General features: G+C 71.8%; 22 protein-coding genes and 1 pseudogene. 11 read left to right on the forward strand and 12 right to left on the reverse strand.

Translation table 11 applies throughout. From position 1 onward, the window contains the following. Positions 1-35 precede the first annotated feature (35 nt). Complete coding sequence (locus tag C4T42_RS08230) at positions 36-1,454, reverse strand: TAXI family TRAP transporter solute-binding subunit (RefSeq protein WP_020092536.1); 1,419 nt, start codon at positions 1,452-1,454, stop codon at positions 36-38. A 224-nt stretch (positions 1,455-1,678) separates the two neighbouring features. Between C4T42_RS08230 and C4T42_RS08235 the strand changes: the two genes are divergently transcribed. The 8 genes from C4T42_RS08235 (at position 1,679) to C4T42_RS08270 (ending at position 12,206) form a co-directional block, all read left to right on the forward strand. Then, a complete protein-coding gene (locus C4T42_RS08235) occupies positions 1,679-2,224 on the forward strand; it encodes a RecX family transcriptional regulator (RefSeq protein ID WP_020092535.1) in 546 nt (181 codons plus the stop codon). 76 nt (positions 2,225-2,300) lie between these two features. Beyond that, on the forward strand, positions 2,301-3,512 hold the full coding sequence (locus C4T42_RS08240) for a putative DNA modification/repair radical SAM protein (RefSeq protein ID WP_020092534.1): 1,212 nt from the start codon (positions 2,301-2,303) through the stop codon (positions 3,510-3,512). Further along, positions 3,512-4,993 (forward strand): UdgX family uracil-DNA binding protein, encoded by a 1,482-nt coding sequence (locus tag C4T42_RS08245; RefSeq protein WP_026604828.1) that lies wholly within the window; start codon positions 3,512-3,514, stop codon positions 4,991-4,993. Before C4T42_RS08240 ends, C4T42_RS08245 begins: the two co-directional genes overlap by 1 nt. 60 nt (positions 4,994-5,053) lie before the next feature. Further along, positions 5,054-5,350: a nucleotidyltransferase gene (locus C4T42_RS08250; RefSeq protein WP_020092532.1), complete on the forward strand. Its 297-nt coding sequence runs from the start codon at positions 5,054-5,056 to the stop codon at positions 5,348-5,350. Continuing rightward, a complete protein-coding gene (locus tag C4T42_RS08255; RefSeq protein WP_026604827.1) occupies positions 5,331-5,690 on the forward strand; it encodes a HepT-like ribonuclease domain-containing protein in 360 nt (119 codons plus the stop codon). The genes C4T42_RS08250 and C4T42_RS08255 overlap by 20 nt, the downstream gene beginning before the upstream one ends. Before the next feature lie 22 nt (positions 5,691-5,712). Further along, the gene (gene polA, locus C4T42_RS08260; protein ID WP_103984978.1) at positions 5,713-8,871 is read left to right on the forward strand and encodes a DNA polymerase I; all 3,159 of its coding nucleotides are present in this window, start codon (positions 5,713-5,715) and stop codon (positions 8,869-8,871) included. Positions 8,872-9,091: 220 nt separating this feature from the next. Beyond that, positions 9,092-11,179 (forward strand): PAS domain-containing sensor histidine kinase, encoded by a 2,088-nt coding sequence (locus tag C4T42_RS08265; RefSeq protein WP_020092529.1) that lies wholly within the window; start codon positions 9,092-9,094, stop codon positions 11,177-11,179. A 55-nt stretch (positions 11,180-11,234) separates the two neighbouring features. Then, positions 11,235-12,206: an NADPH:quinone oxidoreductase family protein gene (locus C4T42_RS08270; protein WP_020092528.1), complete on the forward strand. Its 972-nt coding sequence runs from the start codon at positions 11,235-11,237 to the stop codon at positions 12,204-12,206. A gap of 71 nt (positions 12,207-12,277) precedes the next feature. On the opposite strand, the gene C4T42_RS32350 is transcribed toward C4T42_RS08270, so the two are convergent. Beyond that, positions 12,278-12,544, reverse strand: coding sequence for a hypothetical protein (locus tag C4T42_RS32350; RefSeq protein WP_244435138.1), 267 nt, complete (start codon positions 12,542-12,544; stop codon positions 12,278-12,280). Here C4T42_RS32350 and C4T42_RS08275 point away from each other — a divergent pair. After that, positions 12,453-14,078 (forward strand): methyl-accepting chemotaxis protein, encoded by a 1,626-nt coding sequence (locus C4T42_RS08275; protein ID WP_244603188.1) that lies wholly within the window; start codon positions 12,453-12,455, stop codon positions 14,076-14,078. The genes C4T42_RS32350 and C4T42_RS08275 overlap by 92 nt on opposite strands. A gap of 54 nt (positions 14,079-14,132) precedes the next feature. On the opposite strand, the gene C4T42_RS08280 is transcribed toward C4T42_RS08275, so the two are convergent. The 7 genes from C4T42_RS08280 to C4T42_RS08310 all read right to left on the reverse strand — a co-directional run bounded on the left by C4T42_RS08280 (position 14,133) and on the right by C4T42_RS08310 (position 22,714). Beyond that, complete coding sequence (locus C4T42_RS08280; RefSeq protein WP_020092526.1) at positions 14,133-15,146, reverse strand: adenosine kinase; 1,014 nt, start codon at positions 15,144-15,146, stop codon at positions 14,133-14,135. Positions 15,147-15,198: 52 nt separating this feature from the next. Next, a complete protein-coding gene (locus tag C4T42_RS08285) occupies positions 15,199-15,774 on the reverse strand; it encodes a Uma2 family endonuclease (protein WP_026604825.1) in 576 nt (191 codons plus the stop codon). A gap of 52 nt (positions 15,775-15,826) precedes the next feature. Then, positions 15,827-17,236, reverse strand: coding sequence for an MFS transporter (locus tag C4T42_RS08290; RefSeq protein WP_020092524.1), 1,410 nt, complete (start codon positions 17,234-17,236; stop codon positions 15,827-15,829). A 101-nt stretch (positions 17,237-17,337) separates the two neighbouring features. Further along, on the reverse strand, positions 17,338-18,267 hold the full coding sequence (locus tag C4T42_RS08295) for a glutaminase (RefSeq protein ID WP_020092523.1): 930 nt from the start codon (positions 18,265-18,267) through the stop codon (positions 17,338-17,340). Positions 18,268-18,575: 308 nt separating this feature from the next. Next, positions 18,576-20,345: an ABC transporter ATP-binding protein gene (locus C4T42_RS08300; RefSeq protein ID WP_026604824.1), complete on the reverse strand. Its 1,770-nt coding sequence runs from the start codon at positions 20,343-20,345 to the stop codon at positions 18,576-18,578. Between the two features lie 204 nt (positions 20,346-20,549). Further along, positions 20,550-21,926, reverse strand: a complete 1,377-nt coding sequence (locus C4T42_RS08305; RefSeq protein ID WP_042669687.1) for an MFS transporter — start codon at positions 21,924-21,926, stop codon at positions 20,550-20,552. Next, positions 21,923-22,714 (reverse strand): PRC-barrel domain-containing protein, encoded by a 792-nt coding sequence (locus C4T42_RS08310; RefSeq protein ID WP_042669686.1) that lies wholly within the window; start codon positions 22,712-22,714, stop codon positions 21,923-21,925. The genes C4T42_RS08305 and C4T42_RS08310 overlap by 4 nt, the downstream gene beginning before the upstream one ends. 339 nt (positions 22,715-23,053) lie before the next feature. Here C4T42_RS08310 and C4T42_RS08315 point away from each other — a divergent pair, with 339 nt between their 5' ends. Continuing rightward, positions 23,054-23,461, forward strand: a complete 408-nt coding sequence (locus tag C4T42_RS08315; protein ID WP_026604823.1) for a hypothetical protein — start codon at positions 23,054-23,056, stop codon at positions 23,459-23,461. 106 nt (positions 23,462-23,567) lie between these two features. On the opposite strand, the pseudogene C4T42_RS08320 reads toward C4T42_RS08315, so the two are convergent. The 3 genes and pseudogenes from C4T42_RS08320 to C4T42_RS32715 form a co-directional block, all read right to left on the reverse strand. Beyond that, positions 23,568-23,921: pseudogene (locus C4T42_RS08320) on the reverse strand (PRC-barrel domain-containing protein); the annotation flags it as partial. Between the two features lie 118 nt (positions 23,922-24,039). Next, a complete protein-coding gene (locus C4T42_RS08325; protein WP_042669689.1) occupies positions 24,040-24,525 on the reverse strand; it encodes a DUF2721 domain-containing protein in 486 nt (161 codons plus the stop codon). A gap of 49 nt (positions 24,526-24,574) precedes the next feature. Next, complete coding sequence (locus C4T42_RS32715) at positions 24,575-24,697, reverse strand: hypothetical protein (protein WP_020092516.1); 123 nt, start codon at positions 24,695-24,697, stop codon at positions 24,575-24,577. 243 nt (positions 24,698-24,940) lie between these two features. Here C4T42_RS32715 and C4T42_RS08330 point away from each other — a divergent pair, with 243 nt between their 5' ends. Further along, positions 24,941-25,300, forward strand: coding sequence for an SWIB/MDM2 domain-containing protein (locus C4T42_RS08330; RefSeq protein ID WP_012320460.1), 360 nt, complete (start codon positions 24,941-24,943; stop codon positions 25,298-25,300). The last annotated feature ends 249 nt before the right edge of the window (positions 25,301-25,549 follow it).

Consider the following 25,549-nt stretch of genomic DNA (forward strand, 5'->3'; position numbering starts at 1 on the left):
ATATCCCTAAGCCGCCAGCCATGCGGCGCCCGCCGCTACTCCGCGGCCGGCAGATCGAGGGCGAGCAGCCGGGCCGTGCGGTTGCGGGTCGCCGCCCGGGGCTCGGTCTCGCTCGTCTGCCGCCGCGCGTCGGCGATGGCCGCGTGGACGCCGTCGACCGCCAGGATCAGCGCGCTGACCGTCCGCGCGTCGATGCTGCGCTCGCGGGCGTAGCAGACCACGTCCGCCACCAGCCCGTCGGTCTCGATCGCGATCGCGTCGAGTTCGGCGGCGCTGGTCGCCGCGCGCACCTCGCGCATGATGTCGAGGAGCCGGTCGAGGACGAAGTCGACCCGCTCCCGGCGCTTGCGGGCGAGGCGCTGGCCGAGCCACGCGAAGCCGGAGCCGATCGTGCCGCCGAAGAAGGCGAACAGGTAGATGTAGTCCTCGTAGCGGTCGAGGAAGGTCTGCTGCTCGCGCTCGAAATAGTCGACGGCGCCGGGGTGGTTCGGCAGGCGCGCCGAGGTCGCCGCCACCGTCGTGTCGAAGTCCGGCGCCTTCATCAGCTTGGCCACCGGCGCGGTCGAGGCGAGCCGCGAGCGCCACTCGAACAGGTGCTGCGTCGCAGAGGCGACCGCGACGCGGCTCACCGTGCCGCGGGCCATCAGGCGATAGGAGGCGCCGACGGTCTTGACCTCCTCGTCGGGCCGCTTCGGGCGGCCGCCGAAGGTGCCGGCCGGGATCGTCACCGACTGCAGCTCGGGGAAGCGCTGCAGGATCGCGTCGCCGTCCGGGATCGAGACGAAGCCGATCTTGCGGTCCGGCGCGCCCAGCTCGACGGCGCGGACGACCGCGGCCGCCGGCTTGGAGGCCGGGCTCGCGATCACCGCCACCGCGTCGACCCGCTTCTCGGTGAGTGCGGCCGTGACGTCACCGACCTTCAGCGGCACCACGACCACGTGGCCGGGCTCCGCCTCGGCGGCGTGGCCGGCCTCCGGCGCGTCCTCGCCCACGATGTCCGGCACGAGGTCGTAGAAGGACAGGAGGTTCGTGAGGAACGACAGGTCAGCGCTGTGACGGACCACGATGCCGAGCCGCTTGCGCGCCAGGGCCGGCACGTCGTCGAGATCGGCCGCCTCCGGCGCCGCGATGACCAGGGCCTCGTCGTGCAGGATCGCCAGGGTCAGCCCGTTCTCGGGCAGGAACACGTCCGGCCGCACCACCGCGAGGTCAGCCTTGTTGCGCTGGAGTGCCAGGGCGCTGTCGCGCACGTCGCCGTAGCGCACCACCTTGAGACGGACGTCCTCCCGGGCCCGGTCGAGGGCGCCGGCATAGGCCTCGATCAGCGCGGCCTCGGGCCCGTCCTGGGGGCCGACCGCCACCGTCAGGGTGTTCGGGCGCGACAGGTAGACGATCGCGGCCGCGGCCGCGGCGAGCCCCAGGGCCACGAGGACCAGGAGCCACTCGCGCCGCATCAGTACGGCCGCCGCGCCGTGCAGCCGCAGGCGCCATCGGCCCTGCGGAGTGCCGGGCGAAGAACGGTGGTTCGGGCCATGGCCGAGCCTGTCGCGTTGCGCGCGTTCCATACCTGAGTCATGGAACGCAAACCTGTCGAGATCGTGAAGAACCGGTGAAATCTCCATTCGTTGCAGGATCCGCGCCAGAAGGTCGCGACCGCGAGATCAAGCCGCCCGGCCCCGTGAGCCCGGCCTGGCTGGAGCGTGCGGCGCTCCACTATCTGGAGCGCTACAGCGCCTCGACCGATATGCTGCGCCGGACGCTCGCGCGCCGCGTCCAGAAGCGCGCGCGGGCCCGGGGCGAGGATCCCGAACGCTTCGCCGACCTCGTGACGGCGACCGTCGCGCGGGCGGTGTCGGCCGGCCTCGTGGACGACGCGCGCTTCGCCGATACCCGCCTCGCCACCCTGCGGCGTCGCGGCACCTCGACCCGCGGCGTCTCGGCCAAGCTCGCCGCCAAGGGGATCCCGCGCGACGTCGTGGAGGCCGCCATGCTGGCTGAGCGCGACGCCCTGCCGGACGGGGAGGCGGACGCGATCGAGGAGCAGGCCGCCCAGGCCTACGCCAAGCGGCGACGCCTGGGACCGTATCGCCGACCGGACCAGCGGGCGACGCACCGCGACCGCGACCTCGCCGCCCTGGCCCGGGCCGGCTTCGCCTACGGCCTCGCCCGCCGTGTGGTCGACCGGGAGCCCGACGAATCCGGCGAGCCCGACGCGCCTGCGTGACGGGTGCGGCATCGCGGCCCGGGGTGAACGCCGCGCCGGCCTTGCACCTTCGGCCGCGTTGTTCATTGTCTGTTCGATGGACGAGACCCTGGCCAAGAAGCTGCGCATCCTCGCGGACGCCGCCAAGTACGACGCCTCCTGCGCCTCCTCGGCCGCGCCGAAGCGGGCGGCCGGCAAGGACGGGCTCGGGTCGACCACCGGCGCCGGGATCTGCCACGCCTACACGCCCGACGGGCGGTGCGTCTCGCTCCTCAAGATCCTGCTGACGAACTGGTGCCTGTTCGACTGCGCCTACTGCGTGAACCGGCGCTCCTCGAACGTGCGGCGGGCGAAGTTCACCGTGGAGGAGGTCGTGAACCTCACCCTGAACTTCTACCGGCGCAACTACATCGAGGGGCTGTTCCTCTCCTCCGGCATCATCAAGTCGCCGGATCACACGATGGAGCTGCTGACCCGCGTGGCGAAGTCGCTCCGGCGCGACCACGGTTTCGCCGGCTACATCCACCTTAAGTCGATCCCGGAGGCGAGCCCCTGGCTGATCGAGGAGGCGGGCCTCTACGCCGACCGGCTCTCGATCAACGTCGAGCTGCCGACTGAGGCGAGCCTGGAGCGGCTCGCGCCCGAGAAGGACGGCGCCGCGATCCAGGGGGCGATGGCGCAGATCGGCGAGCGCATCGTGCAGGCCAAGGCCGAGAAGCGCCGCTTCTCGCCGGCCGGCCACTCGACGCAGGTGATCGTCGGGGCGGACACCACCACCGATGAGGCCCTGATCCGCAAGAGCGCGCTCCTCTACGGCAGCGTTGGCCTGAAGCGGGTCTACTACTCTGCCTACAGTCCGATCCCGGACGGCTCAGCGATCCTGCCGCCGAAGCCGCCGCCGCTCCAGCGCGAGCACCGGCTGTACCAGGCCGACTGGCTGCTCCGGTACTACGAATTCACCCCCGACGAGGTGGCCGACGCCTCCGAGGGCGGGATGCTCGCCCTCGACATCGACCCGAAGCTCGCCTGGGCGCTGAAGCACCGGGACAAATTCCCCGTGGACGTGAACCGCGCCGACCGGGAATGGCTGCTGCGGGTGCCGGGGCTCGGGGCGCGGGCGGTCGACAAGATCGTCAGGGCGCGCCGCCACGCGACCCTGCGCCTCGATGACGTCGCCCGGCTGACCTCCGGATTGAAGCGGGCGCGGCCGTTCCTAGTGGCCGCCGACCATCGGCCGGTCGGGCTCACCGACCGGCTCGACCTGCGGACGCGGCTGGTCGAGCCCGCGGCGCAGCTGAGCCTGTTCTGATGGGGGCGGGGCACGCGCCGTTTCCGTCTGCCTCCGTGGAGAGAGGGGATGCGCGGTCGCCGCGCGCCGTCGCGCTGCGCCCCGGCGCCGATCTCGACGGTTTCCGCAAAGCCGCCCGGAGCCTCGTCGCGCAGGGCGTCGCCCCCGAGGCCGTGACGTGGTCGGTGACGGATGCGCCCGGCCTGTTCGGCGGCGACGCGGAGCAGGCCGCCGGGACGCCGCTTGTCCTGCCGAAGGCCGTCGCCACCTTGATTCCGCAGGTCATTCCCCACCGCGATCCGGAGCGCTACGGCCTGCTCTACGCGCTGATCTGGCGCGTCTGCCGCGGCGAGCGGCACCTGATGGAGATCGGCAGCGACCCGCTGGTCCACCGCCTGCACCGGATGGCGAAGGCGATCGGGCGCGACCTCCACAAGATGCACGCCTTCCTGCGTTTCCGCCGGGCGGAGGGACCGGACGGCGAGCGCTACGTCGCGTGGTTCGAGCCGGACCACCACATCCTCGAGGCGGCGGCACCGTTCTTCGTCGACCGCTTCCGCGGGATGCGCTGGTCGATCCTGACGCCCGAGGGCTCGGCCCACTGGGACACCGAGACCCTGACTTTGGGGCCGCCCGGCGACCGCGCCCATCTTCCGGAGGGCGACGGCTTCGAGGCCGGCTGGCAGACCTATTACGAGAGCACGTTCAACCCGGCCCGCACCAACCTGAAGGCGATGCGGGCGGAGATGCCCAAGAAGTACTGGCACAACATGCCCGAGACGGCTGCGATCCCGGCCCTGGTCCGGGCGGCGGCCGGGCGAACCGAAGCCATGATCGAGAGGGAGCCGACCTTGCCCACACGCCGCGAACCCGCCCGGGCCGTCGCCGCCATGGCCGACCAGGATCCCAAGAGCCTCGACGAGCTGAACGCGATCATCCGCCGGACCGAGCCGCTGGTTCCGGGGGCCACCCAGGCCGTGCTCGGCGAGGGGTCGGTCGGGGCGACGGTGGCCTTCGTGGGCGAGCAGCCCGGCGACCAGGAGGACCGGCAAGGCCGGCCCTTCGTCGGGCCCGCCGGCCAGTTGCTCTCCCGCGCCATGGCGGAGGCCGGGCTCGACCGGGGCGCGAGCTACCTGACGAACGCGGTCAAGCACTTCAAGTTCGAGGAGCGCGGCAAGCGCCGCATCCACCAGAAGCCGACAGCCGGCGAGGTCAGCCATTACCGGTGGTGGCTCGACCGGGAGCTCGAATTCGTCGGCCCGAAGCTCGTCGTGGCGCTCGGCGCGACCGCCGTGCTGGCGCTGACCGGCAAGGCGATCCCGATCACCCGGGCGCGCGGCCCGTTCCGCTTCGACCGGCACGACAACCGATTCCAGGGCTTCATCACGGTCCACCCGTCCTACCTGCTCCGGTTGCCGGACGAGGCGAAGGCGGAGGCCTACGCGGCCTTCGTGGACGACCTGCGCCGGGTGGAGGCGCTCGGGCGCGAGTTGGCGGCCTGATCCTCCTCTGCCGCGCTTCTGCTATGCTGGCGGCCGCCGATTCCCTCCGGTCCCGCCGCCATGGACAAGCTCGCCGCCCTCGATATCCTGCGCGCCAACGAGGCGGAACTGCGCCGCCGCGGCGTTCTCCACGCGGCTCTGTTCGGTTCGGTCGCCCGGGGGGAGGCGCGGGCCGACAGCGATCTCGACGTGATGATCGAGATCGATGTGTCCGTCGTGGGCGGTCTCTTCGGCTATGTCGGCCTGTGCCACTTCATCGATGATCTCTTTCCGATCCGGGTCGACGTGGCGGATCGGGCGGCCCTGAAGGATCGGGTTCGCACGCACGCGGAGCGCGATGCCATTTCCGCCTTCTGAACGCGAGCGGGCCGCCTGCGCCGACATGATCGCCAACGCGGAGCGCGTTGCCCGCTTCGTGGCGGGATTCACGCTCGAGACGTTCGAGGCAGACGAACGCACCCACTTCGCGGTCGTGCGCTGCCTGGAGATCATCTCGGAGGCGAGCCGCCGATTGAGCGCCGAGACGAGAGCCCGATATCCCGCCGTGCCGTGGCGTCAGATCGCGGATGCGGGGAACTTTTATCGCCACAGCTATCATCGGGTGACGCTGGACATCGTCTGGCTCACCGTCCACCACGAGTTGCCCGTCCTCGTCGCGGCCTGCCGCGCCGAGCTGGACCGCGCGCCCGACTCCTGATCGCCCCGAGCCGCCTGAGCCCATGACCGACTCGAAGCCCGACTCGAGCCCCGAGACCAAGCCCGTCGGACCCGGCGATCAGGTGATCCTGGTCGACGGCTCGTCCTTCATCTTCCGGGCCTATTTCCAGTCGATCAACCAGGACCAGAAGTACAATTCGCGCCCCTCCGACGGGCTGCCCACCGGCGCCGTGCGGCTGTTCTGCACCAAGATCGCGCAGTTCCTGCAGGACGGCGCCGCCGGCACCATGCCGAGCCATCTCGGGATCGTCTTCGACAAGTCGGAGGGCTCGTTCCGCAAGGAGATGTTCCCCGACTACAAGGGCCACCGCCCGGACGCGCCCGACGACCTGAAGCGCCAGATGCCGCTGATGCGCGACGCGGTGCGCGCCTTCGGCCTGCACGCGGTGGAGCTGGAGCGCTACGAGGCCGACGATCTCATCGCCACTTACACCCGCCAGGCCGAGGCGCGGGGCGCGGGCGTCATCATCGTCTCGTCCGACAAGGACCTGATGCAGCTCGTCGGGCCGCAGGTGCGGTTCTACGATTTCGAGTCGGGTGCCAAGGGCAAGCCCGGCTACCGGCCCGAGCGCAACCTCGACGTCGAGGCGATCGTCGCCAAGTGGGAGGGCCTGCAGCCGAACCAGATCGGCGACGCGCTGGCGCTCATCGGCGACACCTCCGACAACGTGCCGGGCGTGCCCGGCATCGGCCTGAAGACGGCCGCGGCGCTGATCAAGGAGTTCGGCAGCCTCGAGGCCCTGCTGGAGCGGGCGGGCGAGATCAAGCAGCCCAAGCGGCGGGAGACGCTGCTCGCCAACGTCGATCAGGCCAAGCTGTCGCGCAGGCTCGTGGCGCTGATGGAGGACGTGCCCGTCCCGGTGCCGCTGGACGACCTCTGCGTGCCCCAGCCCAATCCCGAGAAGCTGGTCGGCTTCCTGAAGGCGATGGAGTTCAACACGCTGACGCGCCGCATCGCCCAGATGCTGCACGTCGATCCCGAGGCGGTGAAGCCCGATCCGCGCCTCCTGCCGGGCGCCCGGCCGCACGGCTACGGCAACGCCGCCGGGGGCAGCGACGCGGTGCCGTTCTTCGGCGATTCCGTGCCGCCGGATCCCGAGACCGCGGCCGCCGGGGCCGAGCGACCGCCGGGCGCCGCCCCGCCGGAGGGCGGCGAGATCGATCCCTTCGCCGACCTCGACCTGCCGGACGCGCCCGCCAAGCCCCGGGCGCCCGTCGAGGCGACACCCGGCAACGTGGTGGCGGCACGGGCCGCGGAATCCGTGGCGCCGTTCGACACCGCCGCCTACGAGACGGTCTCGTCGCTGGAGCAGCTCGACGCCTGGATCGCCGAGGCCGAGGAGGCCGGCGTGATCGCGGTCGACACCGAGACCGACTCGCTCGATGCCCACAGGGCCGGCCTCGTCGGCGTCTCGCTGGCGGTCGCCACCGGCCGGGCCTGCTACATCCCGCTGGCCCACGTCCAGGCCGCCAAGGTGCAGGCGGACGCCACCGACCTGTTCGGCGAGGGCGCCGCGCCCTCCGACGTGGTCGAGCCGGTGCCGGGCCAGATCCCCCTGAAGGAGGCCGTCGCCCGGCTGAAGCCGCTCCTCGAGCACCCCGGCGTCCTGAAGGTCGGCCAGAACCTCAAATACGACTGGGTGGTGCTCGCCCGCTACGGCATCGAGGTCGCGCCGTTCGACGACACGATGCTGATCTCGTACGTGCTCGACGCCGGCAAGGGCGGCCACGGCATGGACGAGCTGGCCCGCCGGCATCTCGGCCACCAGCCGATCACCTTCTCGGACGTGGCCGGCACCGGCCGCAACAAGGTGACGTTCGACCGCGTCGCCATCGACAAGGCCACCGCCTACGCGGCCGAGGACGCCGACGTGACCCTGCGCCTGTGGCGGATGATGAAGCCGCGCCTCGTGGCCGAGCACCGGGTCGCCGTCTACGAGACCCTGGAGCGGCCCCTGCTGCCGGTGATCGCCCGGATGGAGCAGCGCGGCATCCGCGTCGACCGGGAGATGCTGAGCCGCCTGTCCGGGGATTTCTCGCAGATCCTCGTCCGCCTGGAGGAGGAGATCCAGGAGGATGCCGGGGAGAAATTCTCGGTCGGCTCGCCGAAGCAGATCGGCGACATCCTGTTCGGGAAGATGGGTCTGCCGGGGGCCAAGAAGACGCCGTCGGGCCAGTGGGCCACGCCCGCGACCCTGCTGGAGGAGCTGGCCCAGGCGGGCCACGAGCTGCCCAAGAAGATCCTGGAGTGGCGGCAGCTCTCGAAGCTGAAATCCACCTACACGGACGCGCTCCAGGCCCATGCCGACCGCGAGACGGCGCGGGTCCACACCTCGTTCTCGCTGGCGGCGACCACCACGGGCCGGCTGTCCTCCTCCGAGCCGAACCTGCAGAACATCCCGATCCGCACCGAGGAGGGTCGCCGGATCCGCCGCGCCTTCGTGGCGGCGCCCGGCAACCGGCTGATCTCGGCCGACTACTCGCAGATCGAGCTGCGGCTGCTGGCCCACATGGCCGACATCCCGGAGCTCCGGAAAGCGTTCGAGGACGGGATCGACATCCACGCGGCGACCGCCTCGGCGATGTTCGGCGTGCCGCTCAAGGCGATGACGCCCGACCTGCGGCGCCGGGCGAAGACCATCAACTTCGGCATCATCTACGGCATCTCGGCCTTCGGCCTCGCCGACCGGCTCGGCATCGGCCGCGAGGAGGCCTCGGCGTTCATCAAGCAGTATTTCGAGCAGTTCCCGGGCATCCGGGACTACATCGAGACCACCAAGAAGAGCTGCCGCGACAAGGGCTACGTCACCACCCTGTTCGGCCGCGTGTGCCACTACCCGCAGATCCGCTCCAACAACCCCTCCGAGCGCGCCAGCGTCGAGCGGCAAGCGATCAACGCGCCGATCCAGGGCTCGGCCGCCGACATCATCCGGCGGGCCATGACGCGGATGGAGGCGGCCCTCGCCGCGAAGAAGCTCAGGGCGCGCATGCTGCTGCAGGTGCACGACGAGCTGGTGTTCGAGGCGGCCGAGGACGAGGTGGAGCGGACGATCCCGATCATCCGCGGCGTCATGGAGGAGGCGCCGGCGCCGGCCCTGACCCTGAAGGTGCCGCTGGTGGTCGAGGCCAACGCGGCGGGCAACTGGCAGGAGGCGCATTGACGGGTCGGACCGAGGCTCAGCCGGCCGTCTTCGCGAGCGGAGCGAGGCGATCCCGTCGGCGCCGCGCTTGCCGACGTCCCGTAGCCCTGGGTCGCTTCGCTCCGCTCGCGAGGACGGCGGCGCGCTGAGACGACGTCGTCGAACCGCGACCGGGCAGCTTGGAGATGCCGCCGAAGACGGTCATACGCCGTACGCCCATGACCTGCATTGCTCAGAGCCCGTGACCGACCCCTTCCCCTTCCTCTCCGGCGGCGGCGAGGCCGCGCGGATGATCCGCGCGCGCGACTGGTCGGGTCATCCCCTGGGGCTTCCGGAGACGTGGCCGGCGGAGTTCCGTGCGGCCCTGTCGCTCGTCCTCAACTCGCCGGAATCGATGATCCTGGCCTGGGGGCCCGACCTCCACTTCTTCTTCAACGACACCTACTTCCCGCTGCTCGGTCCGCGGCTGCCCTGGGCGATGGGCGAGCGGTTCGACGTGGTCTGGGCCGATGCCTGGGATCAGGCCAAACCGATCATCGACGCCGCCATGGCGGGCCGTCCGGAGCGCTTCGTCGATCTGCCGTGGCAGCTCGACACCGACCGCGGCGCCCGGGAGACGTGGTGGACCTTCTCGTACTCGCGGGTTCTCGACGCCGAGGGCCGGGTCGCCGGCCTGTTCATCCTCACCAACGAGACCACCGGCCGGGTCCTGGCGGACGCCGCCCTCAAGGAGAGCCAGGGCCGGCTGGAGGCCGCCCTGGCCGAGTTGCGCCAACTCAACGCCACGCTGGCGCAGCAGGTCGAGGAGCGCACGGCCGACCGCAACGCCCTGTGGACGCTCTCGTCCGACATGATGCTGCGCTGCCTGTTCGACGGGACGATCACCGCGGTGAACCCAGCGTGGACCGAGGTGCTGGGCTGGCGCCCGGACGAGCTGATCGGAACGAAGCTCATCGCCTTCGTCCACCCGGACGATCTCGACCGCACCGTCGAGGGCGCGCGCCAGCTCTCCGCGGGGTCGAGCCTCGCGCGCTTCGACAACCGCTACCGCCACCGGGACGGCGGCTATCGCTGGATCAGCTGGGCGGCCCGGCCCGGGGAGGGCGTCATCAACGCCGTCGGCCGCGACTTCACCGCGGAGCGCGAGCGCGCCGACGCCCTGGCCGCCGCCGAGGAGGCCCTGCGCCAGTCGCAGAAGATGGAGGCGGTCGGCCAGCTGACCGGCGGCATCGCCCACGACTTCAACAACCTGCTCGCCGGCATCTCCGGCTCGCTGGAGCTGATCCAGACCCGGCTCGGCCAGGGCCGCGTCATGGACGTCGACCGCTACATCAACGCCGCGCAGGGGGCCTCGAAACGGGCCGCGGCGCTGACCCACCGGCTGCTCGCCTTCTCGCGTCGCCAGACCCTCGACCCGAAGCCCACCGACGTGAACCGGCTGGTGGCCGGCATGGAGGAGCTGATCCGCCGCACCGTGGGCCCCGCCGTGGTGGTCGAGGTCGTGGCGCCGCCCGGCCTCTGGCCGGCCCTGGTCGACCCGCCGCAGCTCGAGAACGCGCTCCTCAACCTGTGCATCAACGCCCGGGACGCGATGCCGGAGGGCGGGCGCATCACGATCGAGACCGCCAATGCGTGGCTCGACGAGCGCGCCGCCCGGCGCCACGACATGCCGCCGGGCCAGTACCTGTCGCTGTGCGTCACCGACACCGGCAGCGGTATGGCGCCGGAGATCGTCGGCAAGGTGTTCGAGCCGTTCTTCACCACGAAGCCCCTGGGGCAGGGCACCGGCCTCGGCCTGTCGATGATCTACGGCTTCGCGCAGCAATCCGGCGGCCAGGTGCGGATCCACTCGGAGGTCGGCAGGGGCACGACGGTCTGCCTGTACCTGCCCCGCCACCGCGGCGCGGTCGCCGAGGAGGACGCGCACGCCGCCGTCGGCGCGCCGCCGCGGGCCGCGCCGGGCGAGACCGTGCTGGTGGTCGACGACGAGCCGACCGTCCGCATGCTGGTCACCGAGGTGCTGGAGGATCTCGGCTACACGGCGATCGAGGCCGCCGACAGCGCGGCCGGCCTCAAAGTGCTGCAATCCGACGTGCGCATCGACCTGCTGGTGTCCGACATCGGATTGCCGGGGGGCATGAACGGGCGCCAGATGGCCGAGGCCGGGCGGCTCACGCGGCCGGGCCTCAAGGTCCTGTTCGTCACCGGCTACGCCGAGAGCGCGGTCTTCGGCAACGGGCCCCTCGAGGCCGGGATGCAGGTCATCACCAAGCCGTTCGTGGTGGAGGTGCTGGGCGCCCGCATCCGCGAGATGATCGGAACGGCTTGACCGCACCGTCGGTTCGGGCCTGATCGGCCGGGAAACGCCGGGGAGGAGGGACGCCATGCGGGCGCTGCTGTGCACGAGGCTCGACGGGCCGGAGCATCTGGAGATCGTCGAGCGGCCCGACCCGGTGCCGGGCCCCGGGCAGGCGCTGGTGCGGATGCGGCTGGCGGCCCTGAACTTCTTCGACACGCTGATCACCGCCGGGCGCTACCAGGTGAAGCCGACCCTGCCGTTCTCGCCGGGCGGCGAGGGGGTCGGCGTGGTCGAGGCGCTGGGCGAGGGCGCCGCGGGCGTGTCCGTGGGCGAGCGGGTGATCGTCCATGCCGGGCACGGCTGCTGCGCGGAGCTGATCGCCCTCGACGCCGCCCGGCTCACGCCGGTGCCGGACGCCGTGCCGGACGAGCAGGCGGCCGGGCTGACCATCACCTACGGCACCTCGCTGCACGCCCTGGCGAACCGCGCGCGCCTGCGGCCCGGCGAGTGGCTGGCGGTCCTCGGCGCCTCCGGGGGCGTCGGCCTCGCCGCCGTCGAGCTCGGCCGGCTGATGGGCGCCCGGGTGATCGCCTGCGCCTCCTCGGAGGAGAAGCTATCGGTCGCCCGCGCCCACGGCGCCGAGGCGGGCGTGGTCTACGACCCGGCGACGCTCAAGGACGAGCTGCGCCGGATCTCGGGCGGCGGGATCGACGTGGTCTACGACGCGGTCGGCGACGCCTACGCGGAGCCGGCCCTGCGGGCGCTCGGCTGGCGCGGGCGCTTCCTCGTGATCGGCTTCGCCGCCGGCGCCATCCCGCGGCTGCCGCTGAACCTGATGCTCCTCAAGGAACTCGACGTGCAGGGCGTCCACTGGGGCGCCTTCCTGGACCGAGAGCCGGAGGCGCACCGGGCCGATCAGCGCCGGCTCCTCGACTGGGTCGCCGCGGGCAGGCTCACCGCGCAGGTCCACGGCGTCTACCCGCTGGCGGAGTACCCGGAGGCCTTCGGCCTCCTGACCCGCCGCGCGGCGGTGGGCAAGGTGCTGCTGCGGCCCTGACCCGGGGCGCGGCCGCCCGCCTCAGCCCGGATCGGCGCGCGACCCGCAGCGCGGCGTCGGCGGGCGACGCGCTATGCGTTCCGCGCCGATCTGCGGCGCAGATCGCTGCCGCAGTAGAGGTTGCGGAAAAATCTGTCTTTCATCTTCATGCATCCCGACGCGACGTTGTCGTTCTCTGTGGTGCCCGAGATGAGACTGCGAAGAAGTATCGTATCGAAGCTGATACTGCCCTCGATCGTCGGATTTCTGCTTTTCCTGGCAAGCTCGGCCGTCGGCTTGATGCAGATACAGGCCATCAACGCCGCCGCCGTGGAGACCCGCGACGTCTGGGTGCGCAAGGACAACGATCTCCATACGATTCGATTCCTGATGCTGCGGTACCACACGACGACGATCCGCAAGGTGGTCGCCGTCGACGACGGTGAGAACCGGGACCTCGATGCCGAGTTCGTCGAGATGGATCGGTCCATCCCCGAGGCCTTCCAGAGCTACCGCGCGCGCGCGACGACGCCCCGGGAGCGCGCGCTCTGGGACGCGTTCGAGGGGCGGTGGAAGGTCTATCGCGTCGCCCAGGAGGCGATCCTCGCGCCGCTCAGGCGCGGCGACCGGAACGCGGCCCGCGACGCCATCGCGCCCGCCCGCCCGCCGCTCGTGGCCGCCTTCGATGCCCTGGCGGATCTCGCCCAGGTCACCGCCGAGGGCACGAACGTCTCGGTCCAGCGCTCCGAGGACGCGTTCCGGACGGCGTGGTCCGTCACCGTCGCGCTCGCGGTCATCGGGTTGCTCCTGACCGGCGCGGCGGTCTGGTGGGTCTGGCACCGGGTCGCCCGCCCGATCCGGTCCCTGGCCGGAACCATGGGCCGGCTCGCGGCCGACGACCTCGACGCGGCCGTCGGCGGTTCCGAGCGCGGGGACGAGATCGGCGTCATGGCGGCGTCCGTCCAGGTCTTCAAGGACGGCCTGATCCGGGCGCGCACGCTCGAACACGACGCCGCACAGGCCCGCGCCACGGCCGAGGCGGAGCGGCGGAGCGGCATGCACCGGATCGCCGACGCCTTCGAGGGCACGGTCGGCGGCATCATCGGCACGGTCTCGACCGCCGTCGCCGCGCTGCAGGACACGGCCTCGGCCATGAACGAGGCGGCCGCCGACACCGCCGATCGCTCCATCCGGGTGGCGAGCGCGGCCGAACGCGCCGCCAGCACCGTCAGCGTCGCGGCGGCGGCGGCCGAGGAACTCGGCGCCTCCGTCCAGGAGATCGGCCGCCAGGTCGCGGGTTCGACGGAACTGACACAGTCGGCGGTCGCGGACGCCGCAGCGACCGCTCACTTGGTTCAGGATCTGAACGGGGCGGCGATCCAGATCGGTCATGTCGTGACCCTGATCTCGACCATCGCCGAGCAGACGAATCTCCTCGCGCTGAACGCCACGATCGAGGCGGCGCGGGCCGGCGCGGCGGGCCGCGGCTTCGCCGTCGTGGCCGCGGAGGTCAAGGAACTGGCCGGTCAGACCGCGCGGGCAACCGACGAGATCGGCGGCCACGTCGCCCGGATCCAGTCTTCCACCGGCGACGCCGTCACGGCGATCGGACGCATCGGCGGTCGGGTTCAGGAACTCAGCGCGGTGGCGACGCGGATCGCCAGCGCCGTGGAGCAGCAGGGCGCCGCGACGCAGGAGATCGTCCGCAACGTCTCCCAGGCCGCCCAGGGGGCAGCGGACGTCACCAGCACCATCACGGGCGTCGCCGACGCGGCGAAGGGGACCGGAGCGGCGGCCGATCAGGTTCTCACGGCAGCCTCGGAGCTGTCGAACCGGTCCGGCCACCTCAGGGACGAGGTGACGCGCTTCCTCGCGACCGTCCGCGCGGCCTGAGCGCGCGGGATCGGCGCAAACGCGGACCTCCGGCCGCGCGCCCGGCGCGCCGGCTCAGAGGAGCCCGCGCGCCTTGGCCAGGCCGACCAGGTCCGCCTGCGGGCGGGCGCCGATATGCTGGATGACCTCGGCGGCCGCGAGCGTGCCCAGGCGGGCGCTGGCAACGTTGTCGAGCCCGCGGGCGTGCCCGGCCAGGAAGCCGGCCGCGAACAGGTCGCCCGCGCCGGTCGTGTCGACCACAGTCTGGACCGGGCTCGCCTCGACGGCCCGGACCTCGCCGCCCTGAACCACCAGGGCGCCGTCGGCCGAGCGCGTGACGAGGCCGAGCAGGTGCCGGCCGCGGGCGTTGCGCTCATCGCGCAGGGCCGCCACGGCGGCCTCGGGATCGTCGGTCTCGTAGAGGCTCTGCAGCTCGGCCATGTTGGCGAACAGGATGTCGATGCTGCCGTCCCGCACGAGGCCGAGGAACTCGTCGCGGTAGCGGCCCACGCAGAACGCGTCCGAGAGGGTCAGCGCGACGGCGTTGCCCGCCTGATGGGCGAGCTGAGCGGCCTTGCGGAACGCATCCTTGGCGGCCGGCGGATCCCACAGGTAGCCCTCGAGATAGACGACGCGGGCCGAGCTCACGAGCGCCTTGTCGACGTCGTCGGGCGACAGGCCCTGGCAGGCGCCGAGATACGTGTTCATCGTGCGCTCGCCGTCCGGCGTCACGAGCACGAAGCACCGGGCGGTGGCCGGCCCCTCGGCGGCGGCCGGGACGGCGAAGTCGACGCCGGTCGCCTTGAGGTCGTGGCTGAACAGGCCGCCGAGCTCGTCGTTCCGGACCTTGCCGACGAAGCCGGTCTTGGCCCCGAGGAGCGCCGCGCCGACCGCGGTGTTGGCGCCCGAGCCGCCCGACACGATCGTCGCCGGTCCCATCGCCTGGAACAGCGCCTCGGCCCGCGGCTCGTCGATGAGCTGCATCGCGCCCTTGGTGACGCCCTGCGCCGACAGGAAGGCGTCGTCCGTGCGGGCGATCACGTCGACGATCGCGTTGCCGAGCACGAGGAGATCGAGGGGTGCAGTCATCCGGGCGTCCTGATTCGCGTTCGCGCCGCTGTGGCATCCGCCTCGGATCGGATCAAGCGCCGTCGTCGGCGGGCGCGAGGTCGGCGAACAGCTCGGGCACGGGCAGGCGCAGGCCGGGGGGCGTCAAATCCAGCGTCTCCCGGGTCGCGATGCGGGTCTCGATCAGGCCGCCCTGCGCGCGGCGGTGATGGATGACGAGACGCTTCACCGGATCCACGATCAGATAGTGGATGACGCTCTCCAGACCGAAGTAGCGGGTCAATTTCAGGCCCGAGTCCACCGCGCGTGTGCCCGGCGACTGAACCTCGACGACGATGACGGGATCCGGCACTTCGATGGCATCGAGATCCATCCGGGGCCCACAATAGACCAATGCATCCGGTTCGAATGTCGTCGTGCTGTCGATGCGGACCGTCATGCCGTCGGGCATCATGTGGCAGACGACACCGGAGGCTCTGATCGCGCGATTCAGGGCTGTCTGTGCTGCGAACTTGACCAACGCATGTCCGGCCCGCTCCGGTGACATCGCGAACACCTCGCCATCGACCAGCTCGAATCGCCCCGGCTGCCCCTCGGCCCAGGCGAGAAACTCGTCGACCGTCATCCGGGATCTCGGCTGAGCGACCATGCCCGAGGTTAGCACGGATTCGGCTTGCCGGGAGCTGTGCTCCTCACGGGCCTCACCCCGCGATCTTCTCCAGCGCGACGTCCCGCGTCCGGGGACCCAGCAGCCCGACGAGCAGGCCCGCGGCCAGCATCGCCGCCGAGATGAACAGGAACACGCCCGGCGTCCCGGCCTCCCGCAGCACGAACGCGATGACGAAGCCGGTGAAGATCGCCGAGAAGCGGCTCCAGGAATAGACGAAGCCGACCGCCCGGGCCCGGATGCCCGTGGGGAACAGCTCGGCCTGATAGGCGTGGAAGCTGTACGACATCACGTTCGAGGCCAGCGTCAGGCCGATGCCGAGCGCCACGATGACGGTGACGTCCCGCGTCTGCGCGAAGGCCAGGCCGCAAGCGATGTAGAGGAGGGCGGCGGCCACGATGACGTGCTTGCGCTCGAACCGGTCGGCGATGGCGAGGCCGATCAGGGGCCCGACCGGGGCGGCCAGCGCGATCAGCGCCGTGTAGGCGAGGCTCGACGTCACCGTGATGCCCTGGGCCACCAGGAGGGTCGGCACCCAGTTGGCGAAGCCGTAGAAGCCGACCGTCTGGAAGACGTTGAACCCCGCCATCATCAGGGCGCGGCGCCGGTAGGGCTGGACCCACATGTCGCGGAACGCGCCGCGCGGCTGCACCGGCTCCGGCGCGGCCGGTGCGGGAAGCGCGCCGCCGTGCTCGGCCGCGATCCGCGCCTCCAGCCGCCGCAGGACCGCCTCGGCCTCCGCCAGACGGCCGTGCTCGACGAGCCAGCGCGGGCTCTCCGGCAGGCCCGCTCGCATCCACCAGACCACGATCGCCGCCGAGGCGCCGATCAGCACCACCCAGCGCCACCCGTCGATGCCGAGGGGCGCCGCCGGGATCAGCAGGTAGGACAGGAACGCCACGACCGGCACGGCGGTGAAGCCGATGCCCTGGCACAGGGCGAAGGCCCGGCCCCGGATCGCCTTCGGCACCAGCTCGGACAGGTAGCTGCCGATCGTCACCATCTCCAGGCCGAGGCCGATCCCGGCGATCAGGCGCCAGAGATTGAGGCCGAAGGCGTCGCTCTGGCAGGCCATCACCACGTTGGCGGCGGTGTAGGACAGCAGCGACCACGTGAAGATCGCCCGCCGGCCGAACCGGTCGGCGAGCCAGCCGCAGGCGATGGTGCCGATGAACAGGCCGGTGAAGAGGGCCGCGACGAAGCTCGCGACACCGCTGGCACCGAACAGGCCCGGAGTCGTCGGCGTCAGGATCCCGGCCTTGACGAGGCCCGGCGCGACGTAGCCGGTGAACAGCAGGTCGTAGAGTTCGAAGAAGAAGCCGAGCCCGAGCAGCATCACGAGGCGCCAGACCGTCGGCGTCGCCGGGAGCCGGTCGAGACGGGCCAGGATGGCGCCGGGATCGAGACCCTCATCGGAAGCCTGGACTGCCGTACGCGTCGCCATGCAGGTGAGCCTCGTCTCGGCGCCGCGGCGCCCCGCCGGCGCAGTGCCGCGGAAGCGTGCAGCGCGCAAGGGGGCGCGACGCGGGCCGCGCGGCGGAGCCGTCAGGCGCCGAAGACGGACCAGCCCATGCGCTGCGTCAGCCGCTCCAGGGCGATGCGGCCGAGATGGGAATTGCCCGCCGCGTCGAGGCCGGGCGACCAGACGGCGATGGACGCCTTGCCGGGCGCGATCGCCAGGATGCTGCCGCCGACCCCGCTCTTGCCCGGCAGGCCCACGCGATAGGCGAACTCGCCCGACCCGTCGTAGTGGCCGCAGGTCAGCATGATCGCGTTGATGCGGCGCGCGCGCTCGGCCGAGACCACCGAGTGGCCGGTCGACGGGTTGACGCCGTTATGCGCTAGGAACCGTCCGGCCCGCGCGAGCTGGCGGCAGTTCATCGCGATGGCGCAGTGGTGGAAGTAGACGCCGAGCGTGTAGTCGACCGGATTGTCGAGGACGCCGAACGACTTCATGTAGTTGGCCAGCGCGGTGTTGCGGAAGCCCGTGCGCTTCTCCGAGGCCGCCACCGTCTCGTCGATGGTGATGCTGGAATCCTGGGCCAGGAACTGCATGAAGCGCAGGATCTCGCCCAGCGCCTCGCGGGGCTCGTGGCCCGAGAGGATCACGTCGGTGACCGCGATCGCGCCCGCGTTGATGAAGGGATTGCGCGGCACGCCGCGCTCCCGCTCCAGCTGCACGATGGAATTGAACGGGTTGCCCGAGGGCTCGCGGCCGACGCGCTTCCAGAGGCGGTCGCCGACCATGCCGAGGGCGAGGGTGAGCGTGAACACCTTCGACACGCTCTGGATCGAGAACGGCGTCTCGCTGTCGCCGCCGGTGAAGACCTGCCCCTCGGCGTCGATCACCGCCAGGCCGAACTGGCCGGGATCGACCCGGGCCAGCTCCGGGATGTAGTCCGCGACCGCGCCCCGGTCGGGGCGCTGGGCCATCTCCTCGGAGATCTCCCGGATGACGTGGGCAAGGTCGGGCACGGTCGGGCTCGGGCGTCGCGTTGCGTCGGAACCGGGCCGGTTCGCGACGTCTCAGGCGATGCAAGGTCCGGTCCGGCCGCGGGGTGATCTAGCAGTGCCGGGCGGGCGTGGGAACCGGAGCGGCCGTGCCCGCGCGATGATCAGCCGGCGAGCGCCGGCCGCCGGGCCGTCACTCGATCCGCACCGTCATCGCGAGCGCAGCGAAGCGACCCAGGGATGCGCCACGCTCGGGCATCGCGTGCCTCACTGGATTGCTTCGCTGCACTCGCAAAGACGGCTGCGGTGCGTCCGCTCGGCGAGAAGGATCATCACGCGGCGGCGAGCGCCATCGCCATCGATTCCTTCTTCATCAGCTCCCGGAAGAAGCCGTCGAGATGGGTCAGCTTGTCGGGCGAGCCGTCCTGCGCGATGCGGCCGCCGTCGAGCACGACAATCCGGTCGAAATCCTGCAGCGTCGAGAGACGGTGCGCGATCGCGATGACGGTCCGGCCCTTCATCAGGTTGGCGAGGGCGTGACGGATCGCCTGCTCGGATTCGGCGTCGAGCGCCGAGGTCGCCTCGTCGAGCAGCAGGATCGGCGAGTTCTTCAGGATCGCCCGGGCGATGGCGATGCGCTGGCGCTGGCCGCCCGAGAGCTTCACGCCGCGATCGCCCACGATCGTGTCGAAGCCTTCCGGCAGGGCCTTGATGAAGTCGGTGCAGTGCGCCGCCTCGGCCGCCTGCCAGACCTCCTCGTCGGTCGCCTCGGGCCGGCCGTAGCGGATGTTCTCACGCAGGGAGCGGTGGAACATCGAGACGTCCTGCGGCACGACCGTGATGGCCTCGCGCAGGGATTCCTGCGTGACGCGCTCGATGTTCTGCCCGTTGATGCGGATCGCGCCGCTCTGCACGTCGTAGAAGCGCTGGATCAGCGAGAACAGGGTCGACTTGCCGCCGCCCGACCTGCCCACGAGGCCGACGCGCTGGCCGGGCTCGATGACGAGGTCGAAGTCGGTGAAGACGGGGCGCCCGTCCGGATAGCTGAACGCGACGTGCTCGAACTCGATCTTGGCGCCCTGGCCGCTGAGCGGCTGCGCCTCCGGATGGTCCACGAGGTCGTGGGGCTGGAGCAGGGTGTGCAGCGCCTCGGAGAGGCGGGCGGTGTGCTGGGTCGCGTCGACCAGCGCCACCGCGAGGTCGCGAGTCGCGGCGAGGATGCGGATGCCGAGCGTGCAGACGAGGACCACCTGACCGTTCGTCGCCTGGCCGGCCTCCCACATCTGGATCGCCCAGTAGAGCAGGCCGAACACGGCGAGCACGGTGAGCACCGCGTGCACGATGCGCAGCTTCTCGAGGTAGAGCAGCGAGGAGCGGCGGGCGCGCATCTCGGTGGCGACGGTGCCCTCGAAGCGCTGGCCCTCGCGCTTGAACGCCGAGAAGGCGCGCACGAGCGACATGTTGCCGACGAGGTCGACCATCTCGCCGTCGACGGAGGCGGCCTTGGCGGCGAAGTCGTGGTGCAGCGGCTTGCCGGCCGCGGCCATCTTGAACATCAGCACGACGACGGCGGCGAACACGCCCGCCAGGATGCCCGCCATGGTGAGGTTGACGGTGGCGATGTAGGCGATCGACCCGAAGGCCGCGACCGTCGGCGGCATCACGTTGAACACGAACATGTTCTCGACCGTGAAGATCGCGTTCGAGGTCGCCGTGATCCGCGACGCCAGGGTGCCCGGCTGGCGGTCGGAGAAGAAGGTCGGGGAGTGGCCGGTCAGGTGCCGGAACAGGTCGCGCCGGATGTCGCCCGTGATGCCCACGAAGGTGAAGGCGCCGGTCAGCGCGGCCACGCGCCAGAGCATGTTGTCGGCGGCGATGAAGGCGATCAGGACCGCCAGGGCGCCCCAGATCACGGTGTTGTCGGGGCCGGGACCCTTCGTCAGCGCGTCGACCACGCCCTTCAGGGCGTAGTCGGTGGAGACCGAGAAGCCGACGGCGCCGAGCACCGAGATCAGGATGACCAGGTGCGGCAGCCAGCGGCGCCGGAGATACCGTCCGACGAAGGCGAAGGGCCTGTCGGCGTATCGGTGCAGCTCTTCCATCGCGGTGACCATTCCGTATTCGCGCGGCTTTGGCTTACGGGCTGAGGCGGAGTGCAGCGCGGGCGCAGTCTGACCCGCAGCGGCAACGCGAGAGCGTTGCCATATGTTTCACCGGCTCGCACCTTCGCCGCGCTTTTATCCGCAGAACCTGAACGCCGCTTGAGCGGCTTGGAAACACCCAAGCGAATCCGATGCCGCGCCGGGTCAGGCCGCGCGCTCCGGCTGGCGCGTCTCCGGCATGATCAGCGCCACCAGCATGAAGGCCGCGAAGCCGACGACCGCGAGCCCCAGGAAGGCGCTGTGGCTGCCGAGATGGTCGGCCATGATGCCGGCGAGCGAGGTCGAGAGGGCCGCGCCGATGCCCATGGCGGTCCCGACCGCACCGAGGGCGAGGTTGAAGCGGCCGGTGCCGCGGGTGAGGTCCGACACGATCAGCGGCACCATCACGCCCAGCACCGAGGCCGAGATCCCGTCGAGCACCTGGATGGCGACGAGGCCGTAGGGGTTGGTCGTGTAGGCGAGCAGCAGGCCGCGGACCGGGAGGGCGCCGAAGCCGAACAGCAGCACCGGGTAGCGGCCGAAACGCTCGGCGGCCCGGCCGACCGCCGGGGCGCTGACCGCGAGGACGGCCTGCGGGACCATGATGCAGGCCGCCACCAGCGCGGTCGCGGTCTCGCTCGCCCGCAGGGTCAGGACGCTGCCGACGAGGGGCAGCATCGCGGCGTTGGCGAGGAAGAACAGCACCATGCAGGCCGCGAAGCACAGGAGGCCGCGGTTGGTCAGGAGCGCGCGGATTCCGTCCTGGCCGGACGCGGGCGCCGTCGAGGCCGGCGCCGCCTGGGCCGGGGCCGGCTCCTTGAACACGCCCGGATCGATGTCCTGGGCGCGGATGCGCGCCAGCGCGATCACCGTCGGGATCCCGAGGGCGGCGGTGAGGTAGAAGACGGCGCCGTTCGACAGGTAGTAGCCGATGGCGCCCATGCCGGCCGCGCCGAGGGCGTTGCCGAGGGCGGCGAAGCTCGCGTTCCGGCCGAGGCGCTCGCCGGCCCGGGCGCGCCCGACCAGGCCGATGCTGATCGCCGCGATGGCCGGCGTCAGCACGCAGCTCGCGGCCGAGTGGAGCGCCATCGCCAGGAGCACGATCAGGAAGCTCGGCCAGACCGCCAGCGCGAAGGCGCTGCCGGCGATCCCGATGACCGCCACGGCGGCGGCGAAGCGCTTCGAGCGCACGACGTCGACGAAGGCGCCCCCCGGCACCTGGCCGAGGAGCGCCACGAGGCTGCCCACCGTCAGGGCGAAGCCGATGTCGGACTGGGTCCACTTGGCCTGCGAGAAGTAGACCGCCAGGAACGGGCCGAACCCGGTCTGCAGGTTCGCGACGAAGAACGCGAAGGCGTCGAGGCCGTAGCGGCTCGCCGACGAGATCGCGCGTTCGCCGTGGACCGCCGAGCCTGCCGGTGCGCGCGCGGCCTCGGCCGCCTGATCCTTCAGGCGGGTCGGACGGGAGCGGATGTCCTGCCGGGGCACGTCGCGCTCGCGGGGGGCGGCGGCGGTTCTGACCTTCAACCGGGCCACCGTCACTTATCCGGTGCCTTCTCCGGGGGCGGGGCGGGCGCGGGCGCGGGCACAGGCGCGGCGGGGGTCGGCGGGGTCGCGGCGGCCGGCGCCGCGGCGCCCGAGGCCGCGTTGCCGGGCGCCGGCGCGGCTGGGGCCGACTGCGGCGGCGTCGCGGAGCCCGCCGTCGGCGCGGCAGCCTGCTCGCCCTCGGCCGCGGGCGCGGCCGGGCTGGCGGGGCCCAGGACCACGATCGGCTCGCCGGCCTTGTATTCCGGGGAGACGCGGACCTGATTGCGGGTCAGCGCGACCGACAGCTTGCGCTCCTTCCCGCCGTCCGGCGTGAAGCGCAGGGCGCGCCAGTCCACGGCGATCTTGCGGGTTCCCACACCGAGGAAGCCGCCGAAATCGATGATGGCGGCGCGGGGATGACCCTCCTTGTCGATGATGATGTCGATGACGCGCCCGAGCTCGTCGCCGCCGGCGCTGCGCACGCTGCGGCCGAGCAGGCTCTCGTAATCCTGCGTGTCGAGGACGGTGGCGGGTGTCCCCTGCTGCTGGGCCTGGGCCGCGGAGGGCGGCGCGCCCGCGGCAGCCGGCGGGCTGGCGGGCGGGGCGGCCGGGGTCGCCGCGGGCGGTGGCGTCGGGGCCGGTACCGGGGCCGGGGTCTGGGCCGGCGTCTGGGCCGGCGGTGCGGATGGCGGCGCGGCCGGACTCTGCGGCGCGGCCTGACCGGCAGGACCCTCGCTGCCGCTCACCTGGGCCTGCGCCGCGGCCCCCGACGCCCAGAGGGCGAGCGTCACGGCCGCGATCATCCGGTTGGTTCTGAACACGCTTCGTCCTCTGAGGAAAGGCCGGGCCGCGCCGGCGTGCCGGCGCGTCCACGACCGCATTCGGCCGGTTCCGGGTCCGCCGCCGGCAGGATCCCGCCCGCGGATGGCGTCGTGCCGCAGGACCTGGGCGAAGTTATGGACCGCGGCGGCCTCGCAGCAAGGCTCGGGCCGCGCGGGGCGCTCGCACGGCCCGAGGGGGCGGCGTCATCCCCCGGCGTCCCGCGGCGCTGTCTGGTTTTCGCCGCATCCCCAGCGTAGACAGCCGCGCATAAACCCACGCGAGCCGCGGATGGCACCGTGGCCACTGTCGAGGACTACACGATGTCGACCCTCACCACGTCGCGATGCGCGGCAGCGCGCGGCCTCGCGCTCGGTGCTGCCCTGTCCGGTCTCGTGGCCGGCTGTCAGGCGCTCGGCGGAGGCGGAGGCGTGATGCCGGCGACGGAGGTCGGGCTGCCGCCGTCGCTGCGCGGTTCGCTGCCGAACCGCGAGCCGCGCAACGCCGCGGTCGATGCCGACGGTCAGCCTCTCCAGACGGCGCCGACGAGGCAGCTCGCGATTCCCAAGACCGCCGGCGGCGCCACGCGGACGGCCGACAGCGGCGAGCGCCGCATCCGGCGCGAGGATCTCGACGGCGGCAACGCGGCCGTCGGCGGCAGCGGCGGCAGCGGCTCGATGGGCCCGATGCTGTCGCCGGGTGGCAGCGTCGGCCTCGGCGGGAAGTTCTGAGCCGGCACGTCCCGGGGCCCGCTCCGCAGCGAAGCGTCCGCGCGCCGCGACGCGGGATGATCCGAGCCCGACAGCCCGGGTCGACGAGCCAGGCCTAACCGGCCGCCTGGCTCGGCGCCTCCGCGAGCACGCCGGGCTCGAGATCGACCACGTAGCCGCCGAGTTCAGTGCTGTAGCTCAGCGCCTTCCAGGGCAGCGGGTGGTGGGTCTCGCCGAGCCCGAGGAAGCCTCCGAAGGCCAGAACCGCGTAGGCGACCTGTCCGGAGATCTTGTCCACCATGAAATTGTGGATAGCGCCGAGGTGGCGGCCGCTGCGGTCGTAGACGGCGGTGCCCTCGACCCTGTTGGACGCGATCAGACGCGGCGTCTCGTCGATGGCGACGCCTTCGCCGGCGGCGGGGTCGAGCTCCAGCGTGCCGGGCTTTCTCAGGGTGCGCTCGTTGGGCAGGTCCGTCGGCATGATCTCTCCCGGTTCGCGCGCGGGGTCGTGCCCGCGCGGCGGTCCCTCGGCTCACTAAGCGCGCCGGTCGGGACCGGTTCCGCCGGCGGGGCGCGGGGTCCGGACCCGCACCGAGCGCTCAACGGTCGGGCGGCATGCCGGCGCTCGCCCGCCGCTGGTTGATCCGGTCGCGGACCGAGCGGTTCGCCAGCAGCATCTCGAAGCCGAAGGCCACGAGGGCGCACAGCGTGCACAGGATCGCCGCGCCGAACAGGCCGAACAGCAGGGTCGCGACCGTGCTGTCGCGCAGCGCGCCCACGAACAGCGTCAGCACCGAGCCGCAGGTCGCCACGCCGCCGAGCGCGGCCAGGAACACTGCGGCGTCGAGCGCGAGGGAGCGCCGGTGAAGGCGGTCCAGGCGCTGACCGAGGCGGACGCGCTCGGCGTCGCCGGCCCCCGCCAGCAATCCGGAGACGTGGTCGGCCTGGTCCGCCACGCGCGCGAGGCGGGCCCCGAAGACGTTGAGGAGCGTCGCGATGCCCGACAGCAGGAAGACGGGGCTGAGCGCCACCTGGACGACGTGGGCAGTCCCTTCCAGGCTCGCGAGGGTGATCGGGTCGGTCATGCGGTCGGGCTGATGCACCCGGCGGACCCGCGCGGCAATCCCGGGTCGCTCAGATCAGTCCGCGCCCCGGCGCGGTGCCGGAGGCCGTCGTCTCCGCGCGGATCACCAACCCGAGACCGGTGACCAGTCCGGTGGCGAGCAGGAGCGCGAGCGTGAGGGCCGGGGCGAACATGTCTGTACTTCGCGCGCAGGATTGTTAAGAGCAGGTTTCGCGCCCGGCATCGGACCGAATAATCTTCACCACGGCGTCGATCGGGCGATCCCACAGGGGATTCTCGTGCGTGCCTTGTGGATGAGGGGGCTGCAAAGGCAATTTCCCCTTGGAACGGCGGCGGCACCGCTTAGTTGCTGCTATGCTGGCTCGGCCGTGGGGCGATCATGCCCCGGCCTGCGGCCCGAGAACCGGAGGAAGTTTATGGCCACAAAGACCGAGAAGGCTGCGCCGAAGGCGGCCAAGACCACCAAGACTGCGGAGAAGGCCGCCCCGGCGAAGGCTGCTAAGCCGGCTGCCGCCAAGTCGGCCGGCACCAAGCCCAACGCTCTGCAGCAGCCGCTGAAGCCGTCGGCCGAGCTCGGCGCCATCGTCGGCACCAGCCCGCTGCCCCGCGGCGAGGTGGTCAGCAAGGTTTGGGACTACATCAAGAAGAACAATCTTCAGAACCCGCAGAACAAGCGCGAGATCGTTGCCGACGACAAGCTCAAGAAGGTCTTCGGCAAGGACAAGTGCTCCATGTTCGAGATGAACAAGCATCTCGCCGCCCACCTGAAGGCCTGATCACGACCTAGAGCCAAGTCCGGCGTCTCGTCTGGGCCGACGGCTCTAGGTGCCTCCGCGACGCTCCAGTCGGGCCGGCCGACCGGCCGACATGGCGCGGCGCGCCGCGGGCGAAAGCCCGGTATCCAGAGCCGCCGGTCGCTCCGGCGGGCTCGGGCGATCCGCGGAGCGGGGCGCGTCCACAGGTGCGGATCCACGGGTCTGGATCGCGGGCTTCCTCGCGCGCTCTCGCCGGGCATCGCGGTCCCG

This window comes from Methylobacterium sp. 190mf (assembly GCF_900107945.1).
Taxonomy (GTDB): Bacteria; Pseudomonadota; Alphaproteobacteria; order Rhizobiales; family Beijerinckiaceae; genus Methylobacterium.

Excerpts from the sequence above, each read along its gene's own strand:
- C4T42_RS08230 (WP_020092536.1), bottom strand. The coding sequence starts at position 1,454 with ATGCGGCGCGAGTGGCTCCTGGTCCTCGTGGCCCTGGGGCTCGCCGCG.
- C4T42_RS08240 (WP_020092534.1), top strand. The coding sequence starts at position 2,301 with ATGGACGAGACCCTGGCCAAGAAGCTGCGCATCCTCGCGGACGCCGCC.
- C4T42_RS08245 (WP_026604828.1), top strand. The coding sequence starts at position 3,512 with ATGGGGGCGGGGCACGCGCCGTTTCCGTCTGCCTCCGTGGAGAGAGGG.
- C4T42_RS08250 (WP_020092532.1), top strand. The coding sequence starts at position 5,054 with ATGGACAAGCTCGCCGCCCTCGATATCCTGCGCGCCAACGAGGCGGAA.
- C4T42_RS08255 (WP_026604827.1), top strand. The coding sequence starts at position 5,331 with ATGCCATTTCCGCCTTCTGAACGCGAGCGGGCCGCCTGCGCCGACATG.
- polA (WP_103984978.1), top strand. The coding sequence starts at position 5,713 with ATGACCGACTCGAAGCCCGACTCGAGCCCCGAGACCAAGCCCGTCGGA.
- C4T42_RS08270 (WP_020092528.1), top strand. The coding sequence starts at position 11,235 with ATGCGGGCGCTGCTGTGCACGAGGCTCGACGGGCCGGAGCATCTGGAG.
- C4T42_RS08280 (WP_020092526.1), bottom strand. The coding sequence starts at position 15,146 with ATGACTGCACCCCTCGATCTCCTCGTGCTCGGCAACGCGATCGTCGAC.
- C4T42_RS08285 (WP_026604825.1), bottom strand. The coding sequence starts at position 15,774 with ATGGTCGCTCAGCCGAGATCCCGGATGACGGTCGACGAGTTTCTCGCC.
- C4T42_RS08290 (WP_020092524.1), bottom strand. The coding sequence starts at position 17,236 with ATGGCGACGCGTACGGCAGTCCAGGCTTCCGATGAGGGTCTCGATCCC.
- C4T42_RS08300 (WP_026604824.1), bottom strand. The coding sequence starts at position 20,345 with ATGGAAGAGCTGCACCGATACGCCGACAGGCCCTTCGCCTTCGTCGGA.
- C4T42_RS08310 (WP_042669686.1), bottom strand. The coding sequence starts at position 22,714 with ATGATCGCGGCCGTGACGCTCGCCCTCTGGGCGTCGGGGGCCGCGGCG.
- C4T42_RS08315 (WP_026604823.1), top strand. The coding sequence starts at position 23,054 with ATGTCGACCCTCACCACGTCGCGATGCGCGGCAGCGCGCGGCCTCGCG.
- C4T42_RS08325 (WP_042669689.1), bottom strand. The coding sequence starts at position 24,525 with ATGACCGACCCGATCACCCTCGCGAGCCTGGAAGGGACTGCCCACGTC.
- C4T42_RS32715 (WP_020092516.1), bottom strand. The coding sequence starts at position 24,697 with ATGTTCGCCCCGGCCCTCACGCTCGCGCTCCTGCTCGCCACCGGACTG.
- C4T42_RS08330 (WP_012320460.1), top strand. The coding sequence starts at position 24,941 with ATGGCCACAAAGACCGAGAAGGCTGCGCCGAAGGCGGCCAAGACCACC.